Origin of the sequence: Curtobacterium sp. C1 (assembly GCF_021049325.1) — a bacterium.
Classification (GTDB): Bacteria; Actinomycetota; Actinomycetes; order Actinomycetales; family Microbacteriaceae; genus Curtobacterium; species Curtobacterium citreum.
On record NZ_CP088076.1, the window covers coordinates 1,480,319 to 1,507,043 of the forward strand.

26 protein-coding genes are annotated in these 26,725 nt (G+C 74.6%); 16 read left to right on the forward strand and 10 right to left on the reverse strand.

Features of this window, described 5'->3' with window-relative positions:
• Nucleotides 1-42 precede the first annotated feature (42 nt).
• The 3 genes from LQK89_RS07205 to LQK89_RS07215 form a co-directional block, all read right to left on the reverse strand.
• Nucleotides 43-945 (reverse strand): glycoside hydrolase family 16 protein, encoded by a 903-nt coding sequence (locus LQK89_RS07205; protein WP_231050589.1) that lies wholly within the window; start codon nt 943-945, stop codon nt 43-45.
• Between the two features lie 128 nt (nt 946-1,073).
• On the reverse strand, nt 1,074-2,381 hold the full coding sequence (locus LQK89_RS07210) for a PP2C family protein-serine/threonine phosphatase (RefSeq protein ID WP_231050590.1): 1,308 nt from the start codon (nt 2,379-2,381) through the stop codon (nt 1,074-1,076).
• Between the two features lie 89 nt (nt 2,382-2,470).
• Nucleotides 2,471-2,734, reverse strand: coding sequence for a hypothetical protein (locus tag LQK89_RS07215; protein WP_058743194.1), 264 nt, complete (start codon nt 2,732-2,734; stop codon nt 2,471-2,473).
• Between the two features lie 132 nt (nt 2,735-2,866).
• On the opposite strand from LQK89_RS07215, the gene LQK89_RS07220 reads away from it, so the two are divergent.
• The gene (locus LQK89_RS07220) at nt 2,867-3,823 is read left to right on the forward strand and encodes an SDR family NAD(P)-dependent oxidoreductase (RefSeq protein ID WP_231050591.1); all 957 of its coding nucleotides are present in this window, start codon (nt 2,867-2,869) and stop codon (nt 3,821-3,823) included.
• A gap of 395 nt (nt 3,824-4,218) precedes the next feature.
• Nucleotides 4,219-5,049 (forward strand): DUF1684 domain-containing protein, encoded by an 831-nt coding sequence (locus LQK89_RS07225; RefSeq protein ID WP_231050592.1) that lies wholly within the window; start codon nt 4,219-4,221, stop codon nt 5,047-5,049.
• A gap of 224 nt (nt 5,050-5,273) precedes the next feature.
• Here the strand turns inward: LQK89_RS07225 and LQK89_RS07230 are convergent, their stop codons facing one another.
• Entirely contained in the window at nt 5,274-5,834 is a 561-nt protein-coding gene (locus tag LQK89_RS07230) for a histidine phosphatase family protein (RefSeq protein ID WP_231050593.1), read from the reverse strand.
• A gap of 94 nt (nt 5,835-5,928) precedes the next feature.
• On the opposite strand from LQK89_RS07230, the gene LQK89_RS07235 reads away from it, so the two are divergent.
• The 3 genes from LQK89_RS07235 to LQK89_RS07245 are packed head-to-tail and all read left to right on the forward strand — an operon-like array spanning nt 5,929 to nt 9,688.
• On the forward strand, nt 5,929-7,203 hold the full coding sequence (locus LQK89_RS07235; RefSeq protein ID WP_231050594.1) for an LLM class flavin-dependent oxidoreductase: 1,275 nt from the start codon (nt 5,929-5,931) through the stop codon (nt 7,201-7,203).
• Entirely contained in the window at nt 7,200-8,564 is a 1,365-nt protein-coding gene (locus LQK89_RS07240; protein WP_058743158.1) for an NtaA/DmoA family FMN-dependent monooxygenase, read from the forward strand. Before LQK89_RS07235 ends, LQK89_RS07240 begins: the two co-directional genes overlap by 4 nt.
• The gene (locus LQK89_RS07245; RefSeq protein WP_231050595.1) at nt 8,561-9,688 is read left to right on the forward strand and encodes an LLM class flavin-dependent oxidoreductase; all 1,128 of its coding nucleotides are present in this window, start codon (nt 8,561-8,563) and stop codon (nt 9,686-9,688) included. The genes LQK89_RS07240 and LQK89_RS07245 overlap by 4 nt, the downstream gene beginning before the upstream one ends.
• A gap of 725 nt (nt 9,689-10,413) precedes the next feature.
• Here the strand turns inward: LQK89_RS07245 and LQK89_RS07250 are convergent.
• The 3 genes from LQK89_RS07250 to LQK89_RS07260 all read right to left on the reverse strand — a co-directional run bounded on the left by LQK89_RS07250 (nt 10,414) and on the right by LQK89_RS07260 (nt 13,405).
• A complete protein-coding gene (locus LQK89_RS07250) occupies nt 10,414-11,445 on the reverse strand; it encodes an ABC transporter substrate-binding protein (RefSeq protein ID WP_231050596.1) in 1,032 nt (343 codons plus the stop codon).
• A gap of 62 nt (nt 11,446-11,507) precedes the next feature.
• Nucleotides 11,508-12,281 carry an amino acid ABC transporter ATP-binding protein gene (locus tag LQK89_RS07255; RefSeq protein WP_231050597.1) on the reverse strand — a complete coding sequence of 258 codons (774 nt, stop codon included), beginning with the start codon at nt 12,279-12,281 and terminating at the stop codon, nt 11,508-11,510.
• Entirely contained in the window at nt 12,278-13,405 is a 1,128-nt protein-coding gene (locus tag LQK89_RS07260) for an amino acid ABC transporter permease (protein WP_231050598.1), read from the reverse strand. The genes LQK89_RS07255 and LQK89_RS07260 overlap by 4 nt, the downstream gene beginning before the upstream one ends.
• 176 nt (nt 13,406-13,581) lie before the next feature.
• Between LQK89_RS07260 and LQK89_RS07265 the strand changes: the two genes are divergently transcribed.
• The 4 genes from LQK89_RS07265 to LQK89_RS07280 all read left to right on the forward strand — a co-directional run bounded on the left by LQK89_RS07265 (nt 13,582) and on the right by LQK89_RS07280 (nt 16,231).
• Entirely contained in the window at nt 13,582-13,833 is a 252-nt protein-coding gene (locus LQK89_RS07265) for a DUF4287 domain-containing protein (RefSeq protein ID WP_231050599.1), read from the forward strand.
• Nucleotides 13,834-13,921: 88 nt separating this feature from the next.
• Nucleotides 13,922-14,476, forward strand: coding sequence for a hypothetical protein (locus tag LQK89_RS07270; RefSeq protein WP_231050600.1), 555 nt, complete (start codon nt 13,922-13,924; stop codon nt 14,474-14,476).
• Complete coding sequence (locus LQK89_RS07275) at nt 14,473-15,141, forward strand: RES family NAD+ phosphorylase (protein ID WP_231050601.1); 669 nt, start codon at nt 14,473-14,475, stop codon at nt 15,139-15,141. Before LQK89_RS07270 ends, LQK89_RS07275 begins: the two co-directional genes overlap by 4 nt.
• A 76-nt stretch (nt 15,142-15,217) precedes the next feature.
• The gene (locus LQK89_RS07280) at nt 15,218-16,231 is read left to right on the forward strand and encodes an endonuclease domain-containing protein (protein ID WP_231050602.1); all 1,014 of its coding nucleotides are present in this window, start codon (nt 15,218-15,220) and stop codon (nt 16,229-16,231) included.
• Between the two features lie 29 nt (nt 16,232-16,260).
• On the opposite strand, the gene LQK89_RS07285 is transcribed toward LQK89_RS07280, so the two are convergent.
• On the reverse strand, nt 16,261-17,217 hold the full coding sequence (locus LQK89_RS07285; protein ID WP_231050603.1) for a helix-turn-helix transcriptional regulator: 957 nt from the start codon (nt 17,215-17,217) through the stop codon (nt 16,261-16,263).
• A gap of 236 nt (nt 17,218-17,453) precedes the next feature.
• Here LQK89_RS07285 and LQK89_RS07290 point away from each other — a divergent pair, with 236 nt between their 5' ends.
• The 5 genes from LQK89_RS07290 to LQK89_RS07310 all read left to right on the forward strand — a co-directional run bounded on the left by LQK89_RS07290 (nt 17,454) and on the right by LQK89_RS07310 (nt 21,618).
• A complete protein-coding gene (locus tag LQK89_RS07290; RefSeq protein ID WP_175324993.1) occupies nt 17,454-17,660 on the forward strand; it encodes a hypothetical protein in 207 nt (68 codons plus the stop codon).
• Nucleotides 17,657-17,860, forward strand: a complete 204-nt coding sequence (locus LQK89_RS07295) for a hypothetical protein (RefSeq protein ID WP_231050604.1) — start codon at nt 17,657-17,659, stop codon at nt 17,858-17,860. The genes LQK89_RS07290 and LQK89_RS07295 overlap by 4 nt, the downstream gene beginning before the upstream one ends.
• 116 nt (nt 17,861-17,976) lie before the next feature.
• Complete coding sequence (locus LQK89_RS07300) at nt 17,977-18,579, forward strand: TetR/AcrR family transcriptional regulator (RefSeq protein WP_058743146.1); 603 nt, start codon at nt 17,977-17,979, stop codon at nt 18,577-18,579.
• A 112-nt stretch (nt 18,580-18,691) separates the two neighbouring features.
• Entirely contained in the window at nt 18,692-20,032 is a 1,341-nt protein-coding gene (locus LQK89_RS07305; protein ID WP_231050605.1) for an alpha/beta fold hydrolase, read from the forward strand.
• Nucleotides 20,029-21,618 (forward strand): GMC family oxidoreductase, encoded by a 1,590-nt coding sequence (locus LQK89_RS07310; RefSeq protein ID WP_231050606.1) that lies wholly within the window; start codon nt 20,029-20,031, stop codon nt 21,616-21,618. Before LQK89_RS07305 ends, LQK89_RS07310 begins: the two co-directional genes overlap by 4 nt.
• A 36-nt stretch (nt 21,619-21,654) precedes the next feature.
• Here LQK89_RS07310 and LQK89_RS07315 read toward each other — a convergent pair whose 3' ends face one another.
• Entirely contained in the window at nt 21,655-22,263 is a 609-nt protein-coding gene (locus LQK89_RS07315; RefSeq protein ID WP_442874062.1) for a GIY-YIG nuclease family protein, read from the reverse strand.
• 63 nt (nt 22,264-22,326) lie between these two features.
• Nucleotides 22,327-23,169: a siderophore-interacting protein gene (locus tag LQK89_RS07320; protein WP_231050607.1), complete on the reverse strand. Its 843-nt coding sequence runs from the start codon at nt 23,167-23,169 to the stop codon at nt 22,327-22,329.
• A gap of 60 nt (nt 23,170-23,229) precedes the next feature.
• Between LQK89_RS07320 and LQK89_RS07325 the strand changes: the two genes are divergently transcribed.
• Together LQK89_RS07325 and LQK89_RS07330 are read left to right on the forward strand one after the other, a co-directional pair.
• Nucleotides 23,230-23,892, forward strand: coding sequence for a biliverdin-producing heme oxygenase (locus LQK89_RS07325; protein ID WP_114850905.1), 663 nt, complete (start codon nt 23,230-23,232; stop codon nt 23,890-23,892).
• Nucleotides 23,893-23,995: 103 nt separating this feature from the next.
• Nucleotides 23,996-26,653, forward strand: coding sequence for a phosphoenolpyruvate carboxylase (locus LQK89_RS07330; protein ID WP_144801372.1), 2,658 nt, complete (start codon nt 23,996-23,998; stop codon nt 26,651-26,653).
• The last annotated feature ends 72 nt before the right edge of the window (nt 26,654-26,725 follow it).

The window sequence follows — 26,725 nt, forward strand, 5'->3', positions numbered from 1 at the left end:
CAAGGAAGGTGGCGGCGCCCGCCGCGGGCCTGCTGTCCGGCGTCAGCCCAGCTGCCAGACGCGCACCCAGTCGACCAGCATCTGCTGCGGGAACCGCGTGGTCGCGTCCGGCGACCCGGGCCAGGTGCCACCGACGGCGACGTTGAGCACGACGAAGAACGGCTTGTCGAAGACCCACGGGTTCGTACCCACGGCGTCCCGGGTGACGGTGCCGCGTTCGACACCGTCCACCAGCCAGGTGATCGAGTCTGGGCGCCAGTCGACGCCGAAGACGTGGAAGTCGTCGGCGAAGGCGGCGCCGGTCGGGCTCGTGCACGCGGCGGACAGGCCGTTCGCGCCCGAGTACCCCGGGCCGTGCACCGTGGCGTGCACGATCGTCGGCTCGTACCCGACGTTCTCCATGACGTCGATCTCGCCGCACGCGGGCCAGCCGACCTGGCCGATGTCGGCCCCGAGCATCCAGAACGCGGGCCAGATGCCCTGCCCGCGGGGGATCTTGATGCGCGCCTCGACGCGGCCGTACTGCGCGGTGAAGGTGCCCTCGGTCTTCAGCCGGGCCGAGGTGAAGGTGCCGTCGGGCTCGCGGATCGCGGTGATCGCGAGCTGCCCGGAGCCGTTCAGGGCGCTGTTCCGGCGGGAGTCGGTGTAGGTCTCGAGCTCCTGGTTGCCCCACCCGCCTGCGCCGGTGTCGAAGCGCCAGATCGCCGGGTTCGGGGCGCTGCCGGCGGGGCCGTCGAACTCGTCGGCGGCGAGCAGCTTGGTCGGGGCGGTCGTGCTCGTGGAACTCGTGGTGGCTGCGGTGCGGGTGGCTGCGTGGGCAGCGTCCGGTGCGGCGAGGGCTGCGGTCGCCGCGGCTGCGGTGGCGGCGGTCCCGGTCAGGCCGAGGGTGAGGAAGCGGCGCCGGTCGAGCGGGCGCGCGGCAACGGGGGTCTGGTGCTGGGGCATCGGGGGGTCCCTGGGGTTCGGGCGGATCGGGTCGCTGGATCATCGCCCGGACGCGGACGGTACACCAGTCCGCACTTCGACGGACCCTCCTGCGAGGGACGGCCCGCGGGGTGCGCGTCGGTCCGTGTTCAGGGGCGGTACGCGACGCAGAGGACGGTGACGTCGTCCGGGTGGTCGCCGGACGCGGCGAGCTCCGCGATCCCGTCGACGATCTCCTGGGCGTGCGAGCGCGAGGCCACCCAGGTCTCGAACCGGTCGAGCGCGTCGAGGTCGCCGCCGAACAGGTCGAGCACGCCGTCGCTCACCGCCACGACCACGTCGCCGGGGCCGAGGGACGTCGTGTCGGCGGTCCACGTCGTGCCGACGCCGATCGGCAGGTGCCCGGCGCGCAGCGGGTGCACGGAGCCGTCCACCCGACGCAGGACGGTCAGGCCGTGGCCGGCGTCGACCCAGCGCGCGTGCCCGTCCCGGTCGATCCGGATGTGGAAGCAGGTCGTGAACTGGCCGCTCGTCAGGTCCGAGCCGCCGGTGGCGAGCCCGGAGGCCGCACGGCGGACGGCGACCGCGGGGTCGGTCTCGTCGACGGTGCTCCGGATCAGGGAGCGCACGGCGGCGGCGATCATCCCGGCACCGACGCCCTTGCCCATGACGTCGCCGAGGGTGAAGGCGGCGCCCTCGCCCGTGGGGAACCAGTCGTAGAAGTCGCCGCCGACCGTCCGGGCCGGCAGGCAGACCCCGACCGCGCGCAGCTCGTCCGGCAGCCCTGCGGTCGTCGTCGGCAGCAGGGAGCGCTGGACGAGTGCGGCACGGTCGATCTCGCCCTCGGCCACCCGGCGCTTCCGCTGCACGGCGCTCAGCTGCAGGTCGGCGCGGCGCGCGAGCTCGTTCGTCACCGCGGCGGCCGCGGCGTAGACGAGGAGCGCCACCACGAGCCGCACCAGCTCGCTCGGCTGCGGCGCCACGGGGTCCAGGACGTAGGGGAGGAGCAGCGTCGCGGCGGTGCCGAGCAGCGGGTACACCACGTGTCGGCGACCGGGGTTCGTCGCCATCCAGATGACCGGCAGGACGACGATCGCCAGGAACACCGACCGCGCCTCACCGGTGCCGTAGCGGAGCAGGCCGACGGCCAGGAAGTCGAGGGCCGGGAGCAGGAGCTCCACCCGGGTGACGGCCGGCCAGCGTGCCATCAGCCCGCCGCCGAGCAGCCCGACCAGGACCAGTCCGACGGCCGTCCACATCAGCGGCGCGTCGGTGACCTCGAGCCAGGGTGTCAGGACGCTCGCGATCGCGGCACCCACGACGAGGACCGCGACGACGGTCTGCTTGACGAGGGGTTCCCACGAGGCCCGGACGCCGGTCAGCACGATCGGTCCGGTGTCGTCCCGGACGGTGGTCGTCCACGACGTCACGCCGCTCCGGTCGGTGGTGCTCGTCACCCGCCCGAGTCAACCGGTTCGAGCATCGCTCGGCAACTCCGGATGCCGGGGTGTCGCGCAGGTCGGACTGGTAGGGCGACGCCGACGGGTCAGACGCCGAGCCGGAGCAGCAGCGGGCCGAGCAGTCCCACGACCCAGACCAGGACCATCGCGAGCGCCGCGAACGCGATGATCCGCCGGCGGCGTCGGAGCTTCGGGCTGCGGTCCTCGCCCCACATCTGCGCGCGCACCAGGGTCCGGTTGGCCTGGTCGACGACCTTGCGGACCTCGGGGTCGTCGAGCGGCAGCGAACCGGAGCGAGCGTGCTCGGCGATCGCTGTCGCTTCCTCGACGGTCAGGTCGTCACGGGGCATGCGCCCATCGTGGCACCTCCCTCCGACGCGCGGAAGCGTGGCACCTCGGTCCGACGTCCGACGCGTGTGCGCGTGGCCGCGGACCGCGACGACTGGGGGACGGTGGAGCGGCGTCCGGGTACCACCGGGGTCATGGCACATCGGTTCCGCGGGAAGATCGTCGTCGTCACCGGAGCATCGAGCGGCATCGGGAGGGCCGCCGCGCACGAGTTCGCCCGGCAGGGGGCGACCCTCGTGCTCGCCGCCCGCGGCCGCCAGAGCCTGGAAGACGCGGCGCAGGAATGCCGGGACCTCGGCGCCGAGGCCGTCGCGGTCCCCACCGACGTCGCCGAGGAGCACCAGGTCGCCGACCTCGTCGCCACCACGACCGCACGGTACGGCCGCATCGACGTCTTCGTCGGCAACGCGGCCCTGTTCGTCTACGGCCTGTTCGAGCAGACGCCCACCGAGGCCTTCAAGCGCGTCGTCGACACGAACCTGCACGGGCACGTCCACGCCGTGAAGGCCCTGCTCCCGCACTGGCAGCAGCGGGGCGAGGGCACCTACGTCCTCGTCGGGTCGATCCAGTCGCTCCTGTCCGCGCCGTACCAGTCGGCGTACGTCACGAGCAAGCATGCGGCCCTCGGCCTGATGGACGTGCTCGCCGACGAGCACCAGGGCACGCGGATCCGCTTCGGCGCCGTGCTGCCCTCGACGATCGACACCCCGATCTACCAGAACGGCGCGAACTACACCGGCAAGGCCTCGCACCCGCTGCCGCCGACCGTCTCCGTGCAGCGCGCCGCGAAGGCCGTCGTCGCCCAGGCCCTGCACCCGAAGCGGAACCGGTACGTCGGGCGGCTGCAGGCCGCGCTCGTGCCCGCCGAGTTCGTCGTGCCGTGGCTGTTCCACCGCATCACCCGGCCCGCCGTCGAGGTCTTCGCCCTCCGTAGCCGCCAGGACCCCACCGACGGCAACCTCTACGCCCCGGCGGACCACGCGAACGCCACGGACGGCGGGTGGGTCGCGAAGCGCCGCCGGGTCACGCGCCCGCTGCTCTGGGCCGGCGTCGCCGCGGTCGTCGGCACGGTGCTGCTCCGCCGCCGCTGAGCCGGCCCCGCCCCGCCCGCCAGCTCGCCTGCCCTTCCGCGCGTAGCGTGCCGATCCGCGCATGGGAAGCCGTTCCGCTCGTGGTGTGTCGTTCCTCCCGGCCTGCCATGCGCGGTCCTGCCTCCCATCGCGCGTGCGATGGGCAGGAACGTCGCGTCGGCGGCAGGAGCCGGACGGGAGGCACGGCACCAGCCCGCACCGCGCCTCCCGTCCGGCCCGTGGCCACGCTGGTACCCGTCGCCGCCGTCGCGAGCGGGCTGTCCCGGCCACCCGCGCTGCGAACGGGCCATCTCGGTCACTGCTGTCGCGTCCGGGCGACCTGTTCCGCCCGCTCGCGTTACGGCGCGCGTCCAGCCGCGCCCGGCCCCGTCCGTCGGGGGTCGTACGGTCGGAGCATGAGCACGACGACCGGGACCGACAGCACCGCCGCCGCCAGCACCACCGCCGCCGAGTGGACCGAGTGGGCCGAGTGGCACGCGGCCCACGAAGCCGCGCGGGCGAGCGAGCACGGGTTCCTCGCGATCACGAGCATGCGCTGGCTCACGCCCACGCCCGAGCGGTTCGACGACCTCCCCGGGGCGTGGTCGACGGACGAGGCCGGTCCGGTCGTCACCCTCGCGTCCGACGAGTCCCTCGAGGTCGACGGCACGACCGTCACGGGAACCCACCGCTTCGGCAGGCTGCAGGACCGTCCCGAGCCCCGCGTCGTCTGGCACCTGGAGGACCGTGACGTCGTCGTCGAGGTCGCCCGGCGCGGCGGCAGCGACCTCCTCCGTCCGCGCGACCCGGCCGCCCCGACGCGCACGGCGTACCGCGGGACGCCGACCTTCGAGCCGGACGAGCGCTTCGTCGTCGAGGCCCGCTTCGAACCCTTCGACGTGCCGCGCGAGGTGACCGTCGGGTCCGTCGTCGACGGCCTGCAGCACGTGTTCGCCGCGCGGGGCACGCTGTCGTTCGACCTCGACGGACGGCGGACGCTCCTGGCCTTCAACGGACACGGTGACGGGCTGCACGTGCTGTTCACCGACCGGTCGAGCGGCACGACGACCGCTGCCACGCGGAGCCTCGACGTGCCGGCACCCGGTGCGGACGGCCGCGTGCGGCTCGACTTCACCCGGGCGACGAACCTGCCGTGCGCATACACTGCGCACGCGACCTGCCCGCTGCCCCCTCGGGAGAACCGGCTCGACGTCGCGATCGAGGCGGGGGAGCGCCTGCCGGCCTGACGGCCCGCGCGCCGCCGGGCTGCGCCACGCCACGCTGCGGTGCGGTGCGGTGCGGTGCGCTGCGGTGCGGAGCGGTGCGCTCTGCACAACGGGAAGCACGTCGTGCCGCGGAAACGCGTGGTGCGGCGTGCTTCCGGTTGTGCGGGGGCAGTGCGCACCACGGCGGGCGCGAGGCCACCGCCGCCGGAGCCGCCCGCGCTGCCGGGGTGCGCCGCATGCCCGGGTCAGCCGACCCGCGCCCACCCGGAGCACGCGCGCCACCGCCGCGGGTCGAACGTGAACACGCTGCCCATCCCCGGCTGGTCGAGCGCCCGACTGATCGGCACGCCGCGGAGATCGGCGAGGAGCAGTGCGCCGACCGCACCGTGCGACACGACCGTCACGTCCCCGGTCCGGGTCAGCGCCCGGACGGCCGCGACGATCCGGGCCTGCGCGTCCACCGCACGTTCCCAACCCCTGACGGACTCGTCCGGACGGGCGAAGAACGCGTCGACGACGGCCTCGAACTCGGTCGGTGGCAGGTAGCCCGTCGCGCTGCGGTCGATCTCGCCGAGCGCCGGCTCGACCTCGACGTCCGATCCGCTTCCGACGGCCCGGGCGAGCACCGCCGCGGTCTCCTCGGCCTTCCGCTCCGCGCTCGACACGATCCGGCCGACGTCGGGGGACCACGCGAGTCGGTGGGCCGCGGCGGCACGGCGTCGACCGGCGGCGGACAGCCCCCACGACTCGATCGGGACCTCCGGGTCGACGACCACCTCGGCGTGGGTCAGGAAGCAGGACACCATCCGACGAGCCTGGCAGACGTCACACGACGCAACGCCCGGTCATCCTCCGCAACACCCGTCGTCGCCGGACCGTCCCGGCCGTAGCGTCGGCTCCATGCCCGACCGAACCATCCTCGTCACGGCCCTCCACGGCGCCGGCTGGCACCCGGCCGCCTGGCGCGCCGACCCCGCAGTTGCCCGCGACACCACCCGGCTCGCGCACTGGCGCCGCGTGGTCGTCGAGCAGGACCGCGCCGGCATCGACGCCGTCACGCTCGAGGACGCCTTCACCGCGGGTCCCCTCGACGCCGACGGCGACCTCGACACCCGGACCGTCGTGGGGCGGCTCGACGCCCTCCTGGTCGCGAGCGCGGTCGCACCCGCGACCCGCTCGGTGGGGTTGGTGCCGACCGTCTCGGTCACGCACACCGAGCCGTTCCACGTGGCCACGGGCCTCCAGACCCTGGACCACGTCTCCGCGGGGCGAGCCGGGTGGCGGATCCAGGTGAGCCCGACGACCCGCGAGGCCGCGCTCTTCGGCCGCCGCCCCGGCGGCGACGACCCGGCGACGCTCGCCGCGGAGGCCCGCGAGGTCGCCGAGGTCGTCTCCCGTCTCTGGGACAGCTGGGACGACGACGCGATCATCCGCGACGTCGCGACGGGACGCTTCATCGACCGCGACCGGATCCACGACGCCCGCTTCGTGGGCGAGCACGTCTCCGTGCACGGCGCGTCGATCGTCCCGCGGTCGCCGCAGGGGCGGCCGCCCGTGTTCGCGCTCGCGCACGACGACGACGCGGCTCGCCTGGCCGTCGACACGGCCGACGTGGTGCTCGTCACACCGGGCGCGTCAGGTCGGTCAGGTCCGTCGGGTGCTGTCCGCGGTGTTGGCGCTGTCGACGGTGCCGGCGCTGTCGACGGTGCCGGCGCTGTCGGCGGTGTCGGCCTGGAGGCGCGGGGCGCGCTGGCACGCGTCCGTCACACCGAGCAGGCGGCCGGGTCCGCCACGGTCCGTCCGGTCCTCGCGGACCTCGCGGTGCTCCTCGGGTCCTCGGTCGCCGAGGCCGAGGACGAGCTCGCCGCCCTCGACGCCGCGTCCGGGTCGCCGTACTCGGCAGCGTCGGACGCCGCCGTGCTCGCCACCACCTCGAAGGGCCTCGTCGACCGGATCGCGGACCTCCGCGCGATCGGCTACGCCGGGGTCCGGCTCCGCCCGCTGCGGACGCCCGCCGACAGCACGGCGATCGCCCGGCAGCTCGTCCCCGCCCTCGTCACCGCCGGCCTGCGCGCCGACCCGCCGTCCCGTCCCACCGTCGACCTGCGCACGCGGCTCGGCATCGCGCCGGCGCTCAGCCGGTACGCCGTCCCGGCCCAGGGGGTCTCGTCATGAGCACGAAGCGTCAGGTCCACCTCGCCGCCCACTTCCCGGGCGTCAACAACACGACGATCTGGAGCGACGAGCGCGCCGAGAGCCAGATCGCGTTCTCGTCCTTCGAGCACTTCGCCCGGAACGCCGAGCGCGGGTGCTTCGACTACCTGTTCCTCGCCGAGGGACTGCGGCTCCGCGAGCAGAAGGGGCGGATCCACGACCTCGACGTCGTCGGGCGGCCGAACACCCTCGCGATCCTCGCTGCCCTGGCGGGGGTCACGTCGCACATCGGTCTCGTCGGCACCCTGCAGACCACCTTCAACGAGCCCGTGGAGCTCGCGAAGCAGCTCGCGACGCTCGACCACCTGACCGGCGGCCGCGCGGGCTGGAACGTCGTGACGAGCTCGGACGCGTTCCACGGGGCGAACTTCCGCCGCGGCGGGTTCCTCGACCACGCCGACCGGTACACGCGGGCGGCGGAGTTCGTCGAGACGGCGCGGGAGCTCTGGGACTCCTGGGAAGCCGACGCCGTCGTCGCGGACCCCGCGTCCGGACGGTTCGCCGACCGCTCGCGCATCCGGGACGTCGACCACCACGGACCGCAGTTCGACGTCACCGGGACCTTCCCCGTCCCGCGGAGCCCGCAGCGACACCCGGTGGTCGTCCAGGCCGGGGACTCCGACGAGGGCCGCGACCTCGCCGCCCGGCACGCCGAGGTGGTGTTCTCGCTCCACACCGAGTTCGAGGACGCGCGCACCTTCTACGACGACGTCACCGCCCGGCTCGAGCGCGTCGGACGGTCCGAGGACGAACTGCTCGTGATGCCCGGGGCGACCTTCACGCTCGGGGACACCCAGGCCGAGGCCGAGGAGCACTCGCGGGCGATCCGCCGCGCCCAGGTCAGCCCGGCGACGGCGATCGCCTTCCTCGAGCAGGTCTGGAACCGGGACCTGTCGTCGTACGACGTCGACGGTCCGCTGCCCGACGTCGAGCCGGACGTCGACGCCGAGACGATCACCCGGGGGCGCGTGCGGCACGTCCGTGACCCCCGCGCACTGGTGCAGGGCTGGCGCGACCGTGCCGCGGCCGAGCACCTGTCGATCCGTGAGCTCGTCATCCAGGTCTCGACGCGCGGCGGGTTCGTCGGCACGCCGTCGTCCATCGCCGCCGAGATCGAGCGGTACGTGCAGGAGCGGGCGTCGGACGGGTTCGTCGTCGTCCCGCACACCAACCCGTACGGCCTCGACGAGTTCGTCGACCGCGTCGTCCCGCTGCTCCAGGAGCGCGGGGTGTACCGCGAGTCCTACGACGAGGGCGCCACGCTCCGCGACACCCTCGGCCTCTCCGGGGCCGTCCGCGACCGGCAGGCGGTGTCCGCGTGACCGCCGTCCCGCTCTCGGTCCTCGACCTGGTCCCCGTCGTCTCCGGGTCGACGTCGGCGACCGCACTGCACCGCACCCTCGACCTGGCCCGGGTCGCCGAGCGTGCCGGGTACGCCCGCTACTGGCTCGCCGAGCACCACCTGAACCCCGGCGTCGCGGGCAGCGCCCCGACCGTGGTGATCGGTGCCGTGGCCGCGGTCACCTCCACCATCCGGGTCGGCAGTGCTGCGACGCTCGTCGGGAACGTCCGCGGCCTGCAGATCGCGGAGACCTTCGGGACGCTCACCGGGCTGTACGGACCGCGGTTCGACCTCGGGCTCGGCCGTTCAGGGGCCCCGGCGCCGGGGACACCGAAGCCGCCGTCGCTCGCGCCTCGTGCCGATCGGATCGTCGACGGCCTGCTCCTCCCCGCACCGTTCGACTTCCGGGTCGCTCCGGGGTCGACGTTCGCGCTGCAGGGCGAGCTGCTCGGTCGCGTGCCGGGCGACGTCGAGCGCTTCGACGACGACCTCGCGCTCGTCCGGGCCCTCTTCGCCGGCACCTGGACCCGCGACGGGAAGGTCGTCGAGGCGCCGCCCGCGACCGGTGCCGACGTCGAGCTGTGGATCCACGGGTCGACCGGCGGCGAGAGCGCCCGCGTCGCCGGGTCCCTCGGACTGCCGTACGGCGCGAACCACCACTCGTCGCCGGGCACCGTGTTGGCGTCGGTCGAGGCGTACCGTGCGGCGTTCCGCCCGGGCGTGCTCGATGCGCCGCGGGTGGTGGTCTCGGCCGACGTCGTCGTCGGGCGGTCCGCTGCCGAGGCCGAGGAGCTCGCCCTCGGGTACGGCCAGTGGGTGCACTCGATCCGCTCCGGTGTCGGGGCGATCCCGTACCCGACGCCCGACGAGGCCCGTGCAACACCGCTCACCGAGGAGGCGGCCGCCGCCGTGCGGGACCGACTCGTGTCGCGGTTCGTCGGCGACCCCGCGCACGTGGCCGACCGGCTCGAGGTGCTCCGCCGTGTGACCGGTGCGGACGAGCTGCTCGTCACGACCATCACGCACGACCACGCCGCCCGGGTCCGCTCCTACGAGCTGCTCGCCGCCGAGTGGGCGCGCCGGGCGGTGGCGCCGGCCGCCTGACCCGGGCGCGCCGGTGCTGCGCCGCCGCGCCGAGGTGCCCACATCCGGCGCGCTCGGCGCTGCCGGACGGCGTGTCGTGCCCCCGGGGCGAACGACCCGCGGCGTGTCTTGCGCCCCGAGCATCCGCGCTCGGGCGTGTCGAGCGGGGTGACCGGCTGCGTGGGGCGCACCGACGCCGAGGTGCCCACATCTGGCACGCTCGTTGCTGCCGGGCGGCGTGTCGTGCACCCGGGGCGAGCGCCGCGCGGCGTGTCCTGCGCTCCGGGCGTCCGCGGTCGGGCGTGTCGAGCGGGGGGGGCCTCGGCGCGACCGGCTGCGTCCGGCGTGCCAGGGCCGCCCCGTGGAGGTGCCCACATCTGGCGCGCTCGGCGCTGCCCGACGACGCTTCGTGCACCCGGGGCGACCGACGCGCGGCGTGTCCTGCGCTGGGCTCCCGCGCTCGGGCGTGTCGAGGGGGGATGGCCCCGGCGCGATCAGCTGAGCGGACGCGCCGGCTCGGCGCGGCCGAGAAGCCCACATCTGGCGCGCTCGGCGCTGCCGGACGTCGTGTCGTGCACCCGGGGCGAGCTACGCGCGGTGTGTCCTGCACCCCGGGCGCCCGCGGCCGGGCGTGTCGAGCGGGGACACCACGCCCGAGCCACGGCCGCGCCGCGAGCCGCACCCCGCACGCCGGACACCCCCGCGACCACGACGGGCACGGGGGTGTCGACGGACAGGGGACGCGCTCAGCTGTTGTCGAGCGGCAGCCCCTCCGGGTTCACCTGCGAGGTCTGCACGGCCTCGTTCGACAGGTTGTACGCCTGCAGCCACTTCGCGTACGTCCCGTCCGCGATGAGCTCGTTGACCGCGTCGGCGATCGGCTTCGCGAGACCGCTGTCCTTCTTCGTGGTCGCCGCGATGAGTCCCTGCAGGGTCGAGCCGGCACCGGAGTACGTCCCCGCGGTCGTCGTCGGGTGCGCGCTCCCCACGCTCTGCTTGTTCGCGTACGCGATGGTCGGGTTCGGGCCGAAGTAGCCGTCGATCTTGCCGGAGTCGAGCGCGAGCTTCACGGCGTTCCCGTCCGGGTAGTACTTGACGTCGATGGTCTTGCCGTCCTTCTCGAGGTCGGCCTTCCACTCGAGCAGGATCTTCTCCTGGTTCGTGCCGGAGCTCACGGCGATCGTCTTGCCGGCGAGCACGGACGGGTCGCCGTCGAAGGTCAGCTTCGAGGTCTTCAGCACCTGGAGCGCCAGGTTGTCCTGCCGGTACGACGCGAAGTCGTACTTCTCCTTGCGCTGCTCGGTCACGGTCACGTTCGAGAACCCGGCGTCGTACTTCCCGCCGTCGATGCCGACGAACAGGTTGTCCCAGGTGGCGTTCTGCACGTCCGCCCGGAGTCCGAGCTTCGCGGCGACGAGCCGGCCGAGGTCGGGCTCGGAACCGGTCAGCGTCTTCTGGTCGTCCCCGGTGAAGGCCAGCGGCGGGAACCCGGCAGGCAGCGCGCCGATGCCGATCGTGAGCTTCCCGGACGACTTGACGTCGGCGGGGAGTGCGTCGTGGAGCTTGGTGTCCTCGGAGACCCGGACCTTCGTCTCGGTCGCGGCGCCGTTCGACGCGCCGCCGATCGTCACGGTGCCGTCAGCGGACCCGGCGGACCCGGCAGCGCCGTCGGCGGCGGAGGCGTTCGCGGCGCACCCGGCCAGGGCGACGACGACGCCGGCCGCGAGGACGAGGGCTCCGGCGCGGTGACGCCAGCGGGAGAGAGCGGTGGTGGGCAAGGCGGACTCCTCGGATGGGAACGGTGGGAACGGTGGGAACGGTGGGGAACGGGAGGAAGGGCTCAGCGGACGCGGGACAGGAAGTCGCGCGTGCGGGGGTGCTGCGGGGCATCGATGACCTGGCGCGGCGGCCCCTGCTCGACGACGCGCCCGTGGTCGAGGAAGACGACGTGGTCGGCGACCTCGCGGGCGAACGCGACCTCGTGCGTGACGATGACGAGGGTCGTGCCGGACTCGGCCAGGGAGCGGATGACGCCGAGGACCTCGCCGACGAGCTCGGGGTCGAGGGCGGAGGTCGGCTCGTCGAGCAGCACGACCGCGGGCTCCAGCGCCAGCGCCCGGGCGATCGCCACGCGCTGCTGCTGCCCGCCGGACAGCTGCCGGGGACGGGACGCCCCTCGGTCGCCGAGCCCGACGCGCTCGAGCAGCTCCTGGGCACGACGGAGCGCGACCGGACGGGCCACCCCGGCGGCGATCGGCCCCTCGGCGACGTTCTCGAGCGCGGTCAGGTGCGGGAACAGCTCGAATCGCTGGAACACGAAACCGATCCGGGACCGCTGCCGCAGGATCACCCGCTCTGGCAGCTCCTTCCAGCGGGTCGTGCCGTCCCGCCCGGCCCGCAACCGCACGCCGACGGGCTCGCCGCCGACCGTGACGACGCCGCGGTCGAGCGGTTCGAGGTGGTTGATCGCGCGCAGCAGCGTGGACTTGCCGGACCCGGACGGCCCGAGGACCACGGTGACGCTCCCGGCGGCGAGCTCCAGGTCGACCCCGTCGATGACCCGCCGGTCGCCGAAGGACTTCACCGCGCCGACGACCGCGACGGCCGCGCTCACGAGACGACCTCGACGGTTCCGGCGCCGGCGCCGGACGCGGTGCCGGACGCGACCACCCGCTGGGCGCTGGCGACCTGCGCGACGCGAGCCGTGCCTCCAGGACGGTCCGACCGCACCTGCCGGACCGCCGCCCGCACTCGCTGCAGGGGCGTCGGCGGCAGCGCCCGCGCGGACCCGCGCGACGTCCACCGCTCGATGTAGTACTGCAAGACCGAGACCGCACTCGTCAACGCGAGGTACCAGATCGTCGCGACCACGAGCAGCGGGATGATGTCCGTCGGGTAGGTGCTCGACAGGTTCTGGACGACGCCGAACAGGTCGAGCAGGGAGACGTAGAACAGCAGTGACGAGGCCTTGAGCAACCCGACCACCTGGTTGACGAACGCCGGCACGATCGAGCGGAGCGCCTGCGGCAGCACGACCCGCACGAACTGCCGACGGCGGGGGAGCCCGAGGGCCTGCGCCGCCTCGAGCTGACCGTGGTCCACCGCGAGGACGCCCGCCCGGACGATCTCCGACGCGTAGGCGATCTCGCTCAGGCTCAGCGCCAGGACGCCGATCGCCAGGTCGCCCAGCACGTTCGCCGTCCGTACCTCGAGCTGCGGCCCGAAGGGGATCCCGATCCCGATCGTCGGGTACAGCGACCCGAGGTTGTACAGGAAGACGAGCACCAGGATGAGCGGCACCGATCGGAACAGCCAGACGTAGCCCCACGCCAGCCCGGACAGCACCGGGTTGCGGGACAGCCGTGCCAGCGCCACGAGGACACCGCCCGCGAAGCTGATCACCGCGCTCAGCCCGGTCGCGACGAGCGTCAACTGCAGTCCGGTCAGGATCGCGGGGCTGAACAGCCACTTCCCGACCGCGGGCCACCCCCATGCCGGGTTGGTGAAGAGCGTCTCGACACCGTTCAGCAGGAGCACCAGGACGACCGCGGCGGCGATCCACCGCACGGGGTGGCGCAGCGGCAGGACGGGACGGTCGAGCGCGGCGCGTGCGGCCGCGTCGACGGTCGGGGCGAGCGGACGGGAGGCACTGCTCCCGTCGCGCGCGCCGGCTGCGGTCGCCGGGGCGGTCGCGTGGGGTGCGGACCTGCGCGTCGAGCGGTCCGTGGTGTCGGTCATGGGGCGACCGTAGGAGGGCCGGCGGACCCGGACAACGGGTCCTCGCAACACTTCGCCACGGGACGGAACGGGACGTCACGGAGCGTCGCGCGCGTGACCTCCGGTGACCCCGCGTGACGGTGCGGCGTGCACGGGACCCCTGTCGGTGCCACCCTCGCGCGGCTACCCTGACGACCGTGACCACGCATCGCGTCCCCGCGCCGCAGCCGCCCGCCGACGGCACGAAGGTCTCCGGCCCGGCCTCGTACTTCCCGAGCATCGAGCGGACGTACGGCCGGCCCGTGCAGGAGTGGCTCGACCTGGTCGCCGACCGCCTCGACGACCACCGCCACATGGAGGTCGTGTCGTGGCTCAAGGTGGAGCACGGGCTCGGCCACGGCCACGCCAACGCGCTCGTGGGGTACGTGCGGCGCGCTCTGGACGCCTGAGCGCGGCGCCGCCGAGCCAGCGCGCCGGTGGTTGACGCGGTTGTCGTGACGGCCTAGGATCCGGTTGACGCAGTTGACAGGAGGCGCCATGGCAGCGACGACCCACGCACGGCGGGCCACGGGGACGGACGGCCCCTCGGCGGGCGAGACGGCGCTGCTCGACGCACTGCGCCGGCGGATCGCGGACGGTCGCGCGGCCGGTGCGCTCGAGTCCGGCGTCGACGTCGAGCTCCTGGCCGACCGGATGCTCGCCGCCCTGCCGTCCGTCAAGCACGAGGCCGACGCGCTGATCGGCCCGTTCTACGACACCCCGACGCTCGCGGCCTGGCGCGGGGTGACCCGGCAGGCGCTCAGCAAGGCGGTCGCCAAGCGCGACCTGATCGGGCTGAAGATCGGCGACGGCAGCCTCGTCTTCCCGTCCTTCCAGTTCGGCGCGTCCGGGACGCCGCTGCCGCACCTGCGGCAGGTCCTCGCGCTCGTCGACCCCGACCGGTTCGATCCCTGGGGCAGCGCCCTCTGGCTGCACACCGTGGCGGACGAGTTCGGCGGGACCACCGCGGCGCAGGCGCTGCGCGAGGGCCGGCACGAGCAGGTCCTCGCCGCCGCCCGCCGTGCCGCCACGGCCTGGGCGGCCGACGCGTGACGCTGAAGCGCACCGACGTCGCCCAGCAGCGTCCGCGCGACGACCTGGACCTGACCGACTTCCCCGCCGAGGAGAGCCGCGGCACCACGTTCTACCGTGCCAAGCGGCACGATCGTGGCGCGTGGTGGTTCGCGAGCACGGAGCCGGACGCCGACGGGGTCGACGGTGGTCGGTTCGACCTCGCCGTGCCGCGGGGCACCTGCTACTGGGCGGACGCGGTCGAGGTCGCGGTGCGCGAGCGCCTCGCGCACCACGTCCTGACGACGAACACGGTGTTCGCGTCGCGCGCCCGCGAGATGGTCGTCGTCGCGGCCCGGGCCTCGCGCGGCCGTCGCTTCGCGGACGTCACGCACCCGGCGGCGGTGCGGTGGGGCGTCGGCGCGGAGCTGCAGACGATGGGGGACTACCGCGTGCCGCAGGCCTGGGCCCGGGCCCTCGACGCGGCGGGCTTCGCCGGCGTGCGGTACAGCACGCGGTTCACGAGCGCGTCGGCGGCGAACGCGTGGGCGGTGTTCGGCGCGGCGGGCATCCCGCGGCGGCCGCGTCCGGAGCGCGTGCACCGCGACGGGGTCACGGCGTGCCGCGAAGCGGGGATCCGGGTGCTCGACGACGGGTCGGAGTCCGGGCCGGAGCGCTTCACGTTCACGACGCCCCCGCAGGACTGACGGCCGGGCCGAGCACGGGCGGACGGTCGGACGGTCGACGGGCCGCGGTGTCGGTGGCCGTCCCTACCGTGGCGGGGTGGTCGAACCCGTCGATGCGTGGTGGCGCCGCCGGCAGTGGTCCCGCGGCGTCGCGGTGCCGTACGCCGTCGGCGAGTTCCGGTCGGCGTGGGCGTCCTACCCGGTGCTGATCCGGCAGTACCACCCGGAGTGGAACCACGGCGTGGTCCTGACCCAGGTTCCCCCGACGGCCGAGGTCCTGCTCACGTGGGAGTGCGACGTCGGCCACGTGTTCGTCGCGACGCCGGCCGAGCAGCGGTCGCGGCCGGGCCGGGAGCGTCGCCGGTCGGTGTGGTGCCCGGAGTGCCAGCTCCAGGCGCAGCCCCGCCGGTGGCCCGTGCTGCCCGCGGACTGGCCGGCGTCCGTGCCTGCACCGCAGCGGGCCGAACGTGTCACCGGTCGCCAGACCCTGCCCGCGGCACCGGTGCGCGGCGCGGCTCCGTCGCCGCGCGGGGCGGGGCCGACGGGTGCCGTCGCGTCGAGCCGTGCGCGGTCCGGGCGGTCCGGCGCGGGCGGTGGCGGTGGCGGTGGTGGTCGGCGGGCGGCTGCCCGACCGCCCGTCCCGAGGACGATCTGCCCGAAGACCCCGAGGCTGCCGTCGGGGGAGTCGTTCCCGAGCGTGTGCGCCCCCGCGACGGCCTCCGCGGTCGAGGCCGAACTCCGGGCGGCCCTGCAGGAACGGTTCGCGCTGACGTTCGACCACACCGCGATCCGTCTCGACCGGCCGTTCTTCGACCACGTCGAGGCGTGGCCGGACATCGTGCTGCCGGAGCTCCGCGTCGCGATCGAGTACGACAGCACGGGGCGACACGGACTCGAACACGTCGGGCCGCGGCAGGAGACGGACCGTCGGAAGGACCGCGCCGTCCGGGCCGTCGGGTGGGAGGTCGTGCGGATCCGCACGGGTCGGCTCCCCGCACTCGGGCCGTACGACCTCGAGGTGTCCGGCATCTCGCGGCGGACGATCGACCAGCTCGTCGACACCCTCCGCACGGTCCGCGGCCCGCTGTTCGTCGACGCCTACGGGCGCTGACACCCGGGTGACGACCCGTCGGCCGGGCGCTACGCGCGTCGGCGCAGGGTGTCCCGCGGGTACTCGCCGTGGCGCTGCTGGTACGTCGCGGAGAACCGTCCGGCGTGCGCGAAGCCCCACTGCTTCGCGACCTCGGCGATGCTCGTCGTCGCCGGGTCGCCCTGCAGCAGCGCGTCCCGCACCCGGTCGAGCCGGACCTGCCGGATGTAGGCGTTGGGGGAGAGCTCGAACGCCCGCTGGAACGCGATCTGCAGCGCACGGAGGCTCAGCGAGGCCACCCGGGCCAGGTCGGTGCTCGTGATCGGCAGGTGCGCGTGCTCGTGCACGTACTCGACGGCCCGTCGGACGTGGGCGTTGCGGGGGAGCAGCAGCTCGTCGGGGAGCGACGCGCTGACCACCGGGTAGAGCTCGAGCAGGGCGAGGGCGCCGAGCCGTCCCATCTCGGCCTGCAGCAGCGGCGACGCCTTGCGGTCGAGCACGGTGTGCGAGATGAGCTGCACGCTGCTCCGCCAGACCCGCAGGGCGCGCTCGTCGGGGCGGACGGTGTGGTCCAGGACGAGCTGCCCCGGTGCCGTCCCGCGTTCGCCGGCGACCTCCTCGAGCGCCGCCCGGTTCACCTGCACGATCTTCTGCTCGTAGTCCCGGTACGAGAACGCCGCACCCTGCTGCGGCCAGAGCTGCGGCCGACCGGTCTCCATCAGGAGCTGGTCGTCCCCGGAGCCGATCGTGGCCGTCCCGCGCGTCGTCCACTGCACGACGAAGTCCTCGGACGGGGTCATCACGCCCTGCAGGTGCCCGTCGAAGCGGATCGTCCGGAGGGACATCGCGGTGTCGCCGACGGCCGCGAACCGGAACGCGAACGGCATCGCGGTCGCGTCGGCGCGCCACTCGTTCCCCGCGTACGCGGTGGCGAGCAGGTCGCGGGCGGCGTCGAGGTCCGAGCTCTGCTCGTCGACGTCGATCCGGGTCGGGGGTGTCGGGTTCATGGGTCTCGTGCATGATGTCCGCTCCGTGCGGCCCTGTCCGGGTCGCCGTGCCCCCGGTCCGGGGGTCGACCGCTCGGTCCGCCGCCGCGGGCGATGTCCACGGATCGTCGCGTGTCGGACTCCGACGTCCGGGAATCGTCGACCACGGGCGTCCGCACCGCGTCGCAGCGGCCGGCGTCCTAGCGTCGTCGGTGACGGGTCCGGAGCAGCCGGACCCCCGAGACGAGGAAGCCACCGTGACGACCATCGCCGCCGACCTGGACACCGGACCCACGAGCGCCCGCCACGCGGTCTCGTCGACGAGCCGACGCCGAGGGGCCACCTTCTCCGAGGTCCGCCAGGCCCGCCTGCAGCACGGGCTGCAGGTCGCCGCGGTGACGACCGGGCTGGTGTCCGTGACGGTGGCCGCGTCGGCCGCGATCCTGCTCGGGGTCTCCGCATGAGCGTCCCCCGCAACGAGCTCGGCATCCGCGGGTCCCGGGTCGCACGCGGCACCCGGGCGATCCCCGGGGCGGACCGGTCCCTCGCCGACACGCTCCTGCCGGTGCGCCGGTCGGCGGCGTCCGACACCGCGACGCAGCCCATCGACATGCGTGCCCTGCTCGCCGAGACGCTCGACACGTCGCGCGTGCCCGGTCAGTAGGCTCACCGCACGAGCGAGCCCGCACGAGCGAGCCAGCGCGAGCGAGCCCGCACGAGCGAGCCCGCACGAGCGAGCCAGCACGCACGTCCACACCAGCCCCGATCAGCAGAGAGCGCATGAGCACCGTCACCCCGACCCTCGTCCGGACCGACCGCGAGACGTCCGTCCAGCGACGGGCCTCCGGTGCCGCCGACGCCCTGTTCACCGAACGCGGCGTCACCCCGGTCACCCTCGACGACGTCGCTGAGCGGGCGGGGCTGACCCGTGCGGAGCTCACGGCGGCCTACCCGACGAAGCGTGCGCTCGTCGTCGCGGTGCTGCAGCGGTGGCACGGAGCCTGGCGCCGCGCTCTCGACGGGATCGCGGCGGCCTCCGACGACCCGCGGGACGAGGTCCTCGGGGTGTTCGGCTACCTGGAGCAGTGCTTCGCCGACGAGGGCTGGCGCGGCTGCGCGTTCATCAACGGCCACGCCGAGCTCGGGCGGCAGGACCCGGCGATCGCCGCGCTCGCCCAGGAGCACTTCGCCGACGTCGAGGCGCACCTCACGATGCTCTGCTCCCGCGCCGGGGTGCCCGCCCACGTGGCGCAGGCCCTGTCGCTCCTCGTCGAGGGCGCCCGCGTCGAGTCGGCGGTGCAGCGCTCCGCCCAGCCCGCACGGGCGGCACGCCTCGGCGCCGCGATGCTGCTGTCGGTCTACGAGGGCGACCCGACCGACTGACCGCAGCCCGGCGCGGGGACCGGACCCAGCGCGGAGACCGGACCCAGTGCGGGGTACAGGATCGGGGTACGCCAGTCTGGGTCCGGCCGTTCCGCGCCGGTAGGAACGAAGGATGACAGCGACCGCGTTCTGCCTCCACGCACTCGGGTCGAGTTCGGAGGAGTTCGCGCTGCTCCGCTCCGAGCTCGCGGGCGACCTCGACCTGGTCGGCATCGACCTCCCCGGCTTCGGCCGCAGCCCCGCGAGCGCAGGGACCACCGTCGAGGAGATGGCGGTCGCGGTCGAGCGGGCCATCGGCGCGAGCGGCGCCACCGAGTGGGCGCTGGTGGGGCACTCGATGGGCGGGAAGGTCGCGACGGTGGTCGCGGACCGCACGCTCTCCGGCGCGAACGGCCTGTTCGGGCTGCGCGCCGTCGTGCTCCTCGCGGCCTCGCCCCTCGCTCCCGAGCCGATGGCCGAGGAACGTCGGGAGTCGATGCTCGCGTGGGCCGAGCACGGACGCATCCGACCCGACCACGCCGCCGAGTTCGTCGACGCGAACACCGCGTCCACGCTGCCGCCGGACCGGCACGAGATGGCCGTGCACGACGTCGAGCGCACCGACCCGCGGGCCTGGCGCGACTGGCTGCTCCGCGGCAGCCGTGAGGACTGGTCGGCCGACGCCGAGCCCAACCCCGCGCCGGCGCTCGTCCTGGCCGGTGCCGAGGACGGCGACCTGGACGCCGACGCCCAGCGACGCCTGACCATGCCGCACTGGCCGGCCGCCGAGCTGCACGTCGTCGACGGCGCCGCCCACCTGCTGCCGTGGGAGCGCCCGGTCGAGGTGGCCGCCGTCGTCCGCGAGTTCTGGTCGCGCCGGGTCGCGCCGTCCCCGGTCGTCCCCGCCGACACCGCCCGGGTGCTCGCGTCGCCGCGGGTGAGCGCCCGCACACGCGGGGTCCTGGCCGTCCGCGCACTGCCGGACGACCCCGCGACGGAACCCCGCGCCCTGACCGCCCGGCAGCTCGACACGCTCCGCGCGGTCGCCCGCGTCGTCGTCCCGCAGCCGGGTCCGCAGCAGGTCGACCTCGCGTTGCGCCTGGACGCCCAGCTCGCCGCGGGTCAGGGGGACGGGTGGCGCGCCGACGGCATGCCGACGGACGCCGACGCCTACCGGGCCGCCCTCGACGTGCTCGCGCCGATCGCCGACTCCGGTGACCTGCCCGCGGCGCTCGAGGACGCCGCGGCCGGACGACTGCGCTCCGACGGTCCGCTCGACGCCGGGCAGCTCCGGACGTGGTTCGAGGACGCCGGGGTGGACCTGGTCAAGCAGTGGCTCGCCCACCCCGCGACCATGTCCGACATCGACTACGACGGCTTCGCCAACGGTGGCGACGGTGTCCGCAAGCAGGGCTTCCAGTTGCTCGGAGCCGGGCAACGGGAAGCATGGGAACCGGAGGGAACAGCACGATGAGACTCGACGCACAGCGCCGGTACCCGGACGACGAGGTCGTGGACGTGGTCGTGGTCGGCACGGGGGCCGGCGGCGCCCCGCTCCTGGCCCGGCTCGCCCGCGAGGGCCTGACCGCGGTCGCCTTCGAGGCCGGCCGCAACACGGAGCCCGAGGACCACCTGCCCGACGAGGTCGAGGCCCCGGCGGACATCAACTGGATGGACGAGCGGATCAGCGGCGGGTCCGCACCGACCGCGTTCGGTCCGAACAACAGCGGCACCGGCGTCGGCGGGTCGACCCTGCACTGGGGTGCCTTCACGCCCCGGCCGAGCGTCCACGACCTGCGCCTGCGCACCGAGAGCGGGCAGGGCGAGGACTGGCCGGTCGACCACGCCGAGCTCACCGCCTACATCGAGCGCGTCGAGTACGAGGTCGGCGTCGCGGGTCCCGCGCACTACCCGTGGGACCCGGAGCGCCGCTACCGGATGGGTCCGCCGCCGCGGAACGCCTCGTCGGACATGATGGTCCGCGGCGCCGAGGCGCTCGGCATCACCGCGACCGACGCCCCCGTCGCACTCACGACCGAGGACCGCGTCCAGGAGCACCACGGCCTCCGCCAGGCCTGCGTGTCGTGCGGCTCGTGTCACCAGGGCTGCCGGAACGGGGCGAAGGTGTCGATGGACACGACGTACCTGCCCGCGGCCGTGGCGTTCGGGGCCGAGATCCGTCCCGAGTCGTTCGTGCACGGCATCGAGCTCGACGCCGAGGGGCGGGTCTGTGCGGTGCTGTACACCCGCGACGGGCAGGAGCGCCGGCAGCGGTGCCGTTCCCTGGTGCTCGCTGCGGGCGGCGTGGAGACCCCGCGGCTCCTGCTCCACACCGGGCTCGCGAACAGCAGTGGCCAGGTCGGGCGGAACTTCACCGCGCACGGCGCGACGCAGGTCTGGGCGACCTTCGACGAGTCGATGCGCTCGTACCGCGGCTACCCGTCGTCGATCATCACCGAGGACTTCGTCCGACCCGCCGACGCGGACTTCGCCGGCGGCTACCTCATCCAGTCCCTCGGCGTGCAGCCGCTCACGTTCGCCACCACGCTCGTGCGTGGCGGCGGGCTGCGCGGCGCCGAGCTCGTCCGGGCGATGCGGGACTACCCGAGGACGGCCGGCGTCGGCATCAACGCGGAGTGCCTGCCGTACGACGACAACCGGCTCGTGCTGTCCGACGAGCTCGACGAGCACGGGGTCCCGCGGGCGCGCGTGACCTTCTCGCCCGGTGCGAACGAGGACGCCATCCGGGCGCACGCCGTCCGGACGATGACCGCGATCGTCGAAGCGGCCGGCGGGACCGACGTCCGGGTGCTCGAGCGCACCGCGCACACGATCGGCACCGCGCGGATGGGCCTCGACGCCGGGAGCTCGGTCGTCGACCCGGCCGGACGTTCGTGGGACGTGCCGAACCTGTGGGTCTGCGACAACTCGGTGTTCCCGAGCGCGGTCATCGCGAACCCGGCGCTGACGATCATGGCGCTCTCGCTCCGCACGGCCGACCGCTTCCTGCGCGACGACCCGGCCGCCGACCGCGCCCGGAGCGCCGCCACCGCGGCCTGACCCCGCCCACCCGTCCGAGACGGAGGACCGGCGGCCTCAGCCCCGGAGCGCCAGCGCCTCGCTCCGCCAGCGGGCGTGCAGGACCCACGGGTCCGGCACGCCCGCGGCGACGCCGTCGACGTGGTCGAGGAGCGCCGGCGTGGTCCGGAACCACTCGGTCCCGGCGAAGCGGTCCGCCGCGAACGCCGCGTGCCGCCGCCGCTCGAGCGTCCGGTCGCCGCGCTCGAACGCGAGCAGCTCCTGGTGCGGCACCGCCGCGAGCCGCTGCCGCGGGTTCGCCGTCGTGCCGATCTTGATCCGGTCGCCGAAGTCGTCGCGCTGCCGCAGGTAGTAGACGACGTCCACGCGCGGCGGTGCGAGGTCGCCGTCGGGCACCTCGCCCCAGCGCCACTCGCACACGGCGCACAGCATCCCCGACGCGTACCGCACGCCGAGCCGCGACCCGCACGCCGGGCACGGCCCCGGCAGCACGTCCTCCACACCGGACACCAGACCGGACGCGGCTCCGGACGCAGCGCCGGCCTCGACGGCTTCGACCGCCAGCCCGAGGTGCTCCAGACAGAGCGGCAGCACGCCCTGCGTGCCGGGTGCCGTGGGGCGACCGCACCCGGTGACGCAGCAGCGGGCCGCAGACGAGGTGCTCACCCGCCGGACGCTACCGGCAGCCACCGACCCCGCCGGCGGCCGCCGGGTCGCCCGCGCCTGCGGTCAGTCGAAGATCACCCCGACCGGCTCGCGCTTCTCCTCCTGGAACCGGTCCTCCGCCCGCCCGAGCGCCCAGTACGCCGACAGCGACAGGTCCGCCTTCTCGAGTCCCCACTCGTCCTGCAGCAGTCGACGGATCGCCTTGACCGCGGTCCGCTCGCCGTGCGCGAACACCTGGACCGGCCGGGAGGCACGGGGCAGCTCCCGGGTCGCCGCGAGCAGGAGCGTGCCCGGCTCGGCGCCGGTGGCGTCGCGGTGCAGCCACCGCAGGCCGAGCCCGGCCGGGTGGGCGAGCGGCTGCTCGTCAGCGGGCCCGGCCACCTCGACCAGGGCGACGCCCGTGGCGGCGGCGGGCAGCGCCTCCAGGGCGGAGCCGATCGCCGGGAGCGCGCTGTCGTCGCCGAGCAGCACGTGCGTGACGGCGGGGTCCGTGGACGGCGCGTAGCCGCCGCCGGGGCCGGAGAGCGCGAGCAGGTCGCCCGGCCGCGCCGTGGCGGCCCAGGGGCCGGCGCGCCCCTCGTCGCCGTGCACCACGAAGTCGACCGCGATGGTGCCGGCCTCGTGGTCGACCGCCCGCACGGTGTAGGTGCGGCGCGCGGGCAGCTCGTGCTTCGGCAGCGTCGCCCGGAGTGCGTCGAGGTCGTACGGCGGCCGCAGGTCGGAGCCGGGTGCGGGGAGCAGCAGCTTCACGTACCGGTCCGTCGACGCGAGCCGCTCCGGGTCGGCGGCGGCGACGAAGTCCGCGAACGCCGGGCCGCCGAGGTGCACGCGGACCATGTGCGGCGTGAGCCGCTCGGTGCGCTCGACCACGAAGACGTGCTGCGGGCGCTGGGGCTTGGAGCTCATCGGGGGACTTCCTGTCAGTCGACTGCTTGACGTTCCGAGCACTGAGGTTAGCCTTACCTCATGGGTGCGACCGTGACGACGTTCTCCGAGCTGCTGCGGCGGCGGGCGGGTCGCTCGGACGCGGCCGCATCCGGGGCGGCTGCGTCCGGCGCGCAGGGCCTGTTCGCGGGGGAGTGCGACGTCGCGGACTACGCCGACCTGCTCGGCCAGTACGCCCACGTCTACGCCGCCCTCGAGCGCGCCGCCGAGCGGATGGCCGACCACCCCGTCGCGGCGCCCTTCGTCACGAACCAGCTCACCCGGCTGCCCGCGATCACCGCGGACCTGGAGTACCTCGTCGGTCCGGACTGGTCGGAGCTGTGCTGCCCGACCGCCGCGACGACCGCGTACGTCCGGCGCCTCAACGAGGTCGCCGCGACCTCGCCGGGCGGGTTCGTGGCGCACCACTACACGCGCTACCTCGGCGACCTCAGCGGGGGCCCGACCCTCGCCGCGCTGCTCGAGGAGCGGTTCGGCTTCGACACGAACGGCGTCCTGTTCACGATCTTCGACCAGGTCGCCGACCCGGCCGCGTTCCAGGAGACCTACCGCGCCGAGCTCGACGCCGCACCGTGGACGGACGCCGAGCGCGACGCCGTCCTGGCCGAGGTCGAGACGGCCGCCGCACTCGACCGCGCCGTGCTCCGGTCGATCGGCCACGGCCTGCCCGCGGCGACCGCCTGAGCCCGACGCGGGGACCGTCCGGACGGTCGTCGTCACGGTCCTGTCCGCGCCGGTACGCTGCTGGGGACCCGGGCCGCGTGCCCGGCGGACGTGAGAGGAACCCATGACGGCGATCGACGGATCGACGCGCCACGGGCGCGCACGGGACGACGTCAGCGGAGCGGTCGACAGCGACCTGCGCGCGGACGTCCGGTACCTCGGCAACCTGCTCGGGCGGGTGCTGCGGGAGACCGGTGGAGACGGACTCCTGCACGACGTGGAGGACCTGCGTGCCGCCGTGATCGGCGCGTACGAGGGGTCCGACACCGACGGTGCCGCCCGGGCCGAACGGATCGTCGCGGGGATGTCGGCGGAGCGTGCCGAGGCCGTGGCCCAGGCCTTCACGACGTACTTCCACCTGACGAACCTCGCCGAGGAGCACCACCGCGTGCGCGTGCTGCGGGCCCGTGGCGACGACGGCGGTGTCGCGGGTGACTCGTTCCCCGCCACCTACGCGTCCCTCGTGGAGCAGGTCGGCGCGGACGAGGCAGCCGCGCGGCTCCGTGACCTCCGGTTCCACCCGGTGCTCACCGCCCACCCGACCGAGGCCCGCCGCCGCGCCGTCACCACGGCCGTCCGGCGCATCACCGACCTGATCGACGAGCGCGACGCGGCCCGCAACGCCACCGCCCGCGCCGAGAACGAGCGTCGGTTGCTCGAGGAGATCACGACGCTCCTCCGCACCTCGCCGCTCCGCACGACCCGGCCGACCCCGCTCGACGAGGTCCGCACGGCGATGAGCGTGTTCGACCAGACGCTGTTCGAGATCGTGCCGCAGGTCTACCGACTGCTCGACGACAGGCTGCTCGGCGAGGACGCCGGCAGCGTGCCCGTCACGGCACCGGCGTTCGTGCGGTTCGGCACCTGGATCGGCGGCGACCGCGACGGCAACCCGCACGTCACCGCCGAGGTCACCAGGCAGGCCGCGGACATCGCCGCCGAGCACATCCTGCTCGGGCTCGCCCGCGCCGCCACCCGCATCGGCGCCGCGCTGACGCTCGACGCCGCCGAGACCCCGGCGGACGCCGGGCTCCAGGCCCTCGTCGCCGCGCAGGAGTCGCTCGACCCCGCCGTCGCCGAGCGCATCGGGGTGCGCGCCCCGAACGAGACCCACCGTCGGGCGCTGCTCTTCGTCGCCGCCCGCATCCGCGCCACGCGCCGTGGTCAGGACGGCATGGCCTACGCCGGACCCGAGGAACTGCTCGCCGACCTGCGCGTCATCCAGGCCTCGCTCGTCGCCGCCGGTGCCGCCCGCACCGCGAACGGCGAGCTGCAGAACCTCGTCTGGCAGGTCGAGACCTTCGGGTTCCACCTCGCCGAGCTCGAGGTCCGCCAGCACTCGCAGGTGCACCGGACGGCCCTCGCCGAGATCCGCGCCGGCGGTGAGCTGAGCGAGACCACGGAAGAGGTCCTCGCGGTCTTCCGCACCATCGCCGACCTGCAGCGCCGCTACGGCGTCCGCTCGGCGCACCGCTACATCGTCTCGTTCACGCAGTCCGCCCAGGACCTGGCGAACGTCCACGAGCTCGCGGTCGCGGCCCTCGGATCGGTCGAGGCAGCACCCGTGCTCGACGTCATCCCGCTCTTCGAGACGTTCGCCGACCTGCACGCGAGCGTCGACATCCTCGATGAGGCCGTGCGCACCGAGGCGTTCGAGCGACGGCTCGCCGCGACGGGCCGGAAGCTCGAGGTCATGCTCGGCTACTCCGACTCGTCGAAGGACGTCGGCCCGGTCTCGGCGAACCTCGCGCTGTACGACGCGCAGGCCCGCATCGCCGACTGGGCACGTGACCACGACGTCGAGCTGACGCTGTTCCACGGTCGCGGCGGCTCGCTCGGTCGCGGCGGCGGTCCGGCGAACGAGGCCGTCCTCGCCCAGCCGCCGGGGTCGATCGACGGTCGACTCAAGCTCACCGAGCAGGGCGAGGTCATCTTCGCCCAGTACGGCGACCAGGACATCGCCGCGCGGCACCTCGAGCAGATGGCCTCGGCCACGCTGTTCGCGTCGTCGCCCTCGAACGAGGACCGCACCGCCGCCGCGGCGACCCGGTTCGCGGACCTCGCGCAGCAGCTCGACGACGTGTCGCGGACCGCGTTCCACGACCTCGTCAAGGCCGACGGCTTCGCGCCCTGGTTCGCCCGGGTCACCCCGATGGAGGAGATCGGGCTCCTGCCCCTCGGCTCCCGCCCGGCCCGCCGTGGTCTGAGCGTCGAGTCGCTCGAGGACCTCCGCGCCATCCCGTGGGTGTTCTCGTGGACGCAGGCCCGCATCAACCTCGCCGGCTGGTACGGCCTCGGCTCCGCACTCGAAGCGGTCCGCGACGTCGAGCTGCTCCGGACGGCGTACGCCGAGTGGCCGCTGTTCGGCGCGATGATCAAGAACGTCGAGATGTCGCTCGCGAAGACCGACGAGCAGATCGCCCGCCGGTACCTCGAGCTCGCCGACCGTGACGACCTCGCCGCGAAGGTCCTCGACGAGATGCTCCGCACCCGCGACTGGGTGCTCCGGGTCTCCGGCGGCAGCGACGTCCTCGAGGACCGCCCCGTGCTCGCCCGCGCCGTCCGCCTGCGCAGCCCGTACGTCGACGCCCTTTCGCACCTGCAGCTCCGCGCGCTGCGGTCGATCCGCACCTCCGGCAGCACCGACCCGACGGACGCCGACCACCGGCTGCTCCTGCTCACCGTGAACGGCGTGGCCGCCGGCCTGCAGAACACCGGGTGACCCCGCGGGTCGCGATCGCGACCCCCTGACGGACCGGAGGCACGTGGCGGACCCGCCACGTGCCTCCCGTCC